Annotated in this window: 1 protein-coding gene; it reads left to right on the top strand. The window is 64.1% G+C overall.

Annotation, left to right across the window (positions count from 1 at the left end):
* Nucleotides 1–219: 219 nt before the first annotated feature.
* A complete protein-coding gene (locus tag N415_RS29995; RefSeq protein WP_068189847.1) occupies nt 220–1431 on the top strand; it encodes an IS110 family transposase in 1212 nt (403 codons plus the stop codon).
* Nucleotides 1432–1451 lie beyond the last annotated feature (20 nt).

The raw sequence follows: 1451 nt of genomic DNA, 5'->3' as shown, positions 1-1451 counted from the left end.
CCCTAAGTTTGTTGGTGTCTGGGGTGAGTGCCCTGGATGCCCAGCGCGGTGGGGTGTAGCTGATGCGGACTTGTTGGTTGTTGTGGCTCGGAAGGAATGGCTGCCCCGCCGTGCTGGACGCTCCGGCCACTGATTGAGATCTGATGCGAATCGTCGCTGTTTAGGGACCTGATGGCGGGGTTGTCCACGGGGTTGACCTGCGATGACAGGAGAGCAAGGGTGACGGTGCGGCCGCGGGTGTGGGTCGGAATCGATGTCGGCAAGACGAGTCATCACGCGTGTGCGCTGGACGACACCGGCGCGGTGTGTTGGTCGCAGAAGGTGGACAACGATCAGCGCTCGCTTGAGCAGCTGGTCGAGCGAGCCGCCAAGACCGCCGAGGAAGTGCGGTGGGCGATCGATCTGACCAGTCCGATGGCGTTGATGCTGATCACGGTCTTGCTGGCCGCTGGGCAGCCGCTGGCTTATGTACCTGGCCGGCTGGTCAACACGATGACACACGCGTTCCGCGGAGAGGGCAAGACCGACGCCAAAGACGCTCGCGTGATCGCCGAAACCGCGCGTCAGCGCGCCGATTTGAGTGAGGTCACGATCCCCGACGAGCTGGTGATCGAGTTGACCCAGTTGACTGGGTACCGGTCGGACCTCATGGCGGACTGGGTGCGTGGCATCAACCGGCTGCGCGCACTGCTCGGATCCATCTTTCCCGCGCTGGAGGCGGCGTTTGACTACTCCAACCGCACACCGCTGATCCTGGTCGCGGCTCTGTGCACGCCGGCTGAGATCCGTGCAGCCGGAATCGGCGGTGTCACTACCCATTTGACCGAAAACAAGGCCTGGCCCGCGAGCATCGAGAAGACCGCGGCGACCGCGGTCAGCATGGCCCACGAGCAGTCCCTGGCACTGCCCGGAGAAAGCGGCACCGCCGCGTTGGTCAAACGGATGGCCCGTAAGCTGCTCAAGCTCGACCGCGAGATCAAAGACATCGACAAGGCGATCTCCGAATGCTTCCGGGCCCATCCACACGCGCGGATCATCGAGTCCCTGCCTGGTTTCGGGCCCGGCCTGGGCGCTGAATTCCTCGTCGCGACCGGCGGAGACCTGGCCTCGTTCGCCACAGCCGGCCGACTGGCCTCCTATGCCGGATTGGTGCCCGTACCAAAGGATTCCGGTCGCATCAGCGGCAACCTGCACCGGCCCAAACGCTACAACCGCAGACTGCGCCGTGTCTTCTACATAGCCGCGCTGTCCAGCATCCGCGCCTCCGGACCATCCCGGCAATTCTATGACCGCAAGCGCGGCGAACGACTCGTCCATACCCAGGCGCTCCTAGCGCTCGCCCGCCGTCTTGTCGACGTCCTCTGGGCACTGCTGCGCGACGGCCGGGAATTCACTCCCGAGATGCCCACGCCTGTCACCGCGACAACTTGACATCTTCATTGAGATTCCTT

The sequence above is a fragment of the Mycobacterium sp. UM_CSW genome (assembly GCF_000455205.1).
GTDB lineage: Bacteria > Actinomycetota > Actinomycetes > Mycobacteriales > Mycobacteriaceae > Mycobacterium.
The sequence above is the reverse complement of the archived record's forward strand: the minus strand, read 5'-3'. Positions and strand labels throughout refer to the sequence as shown.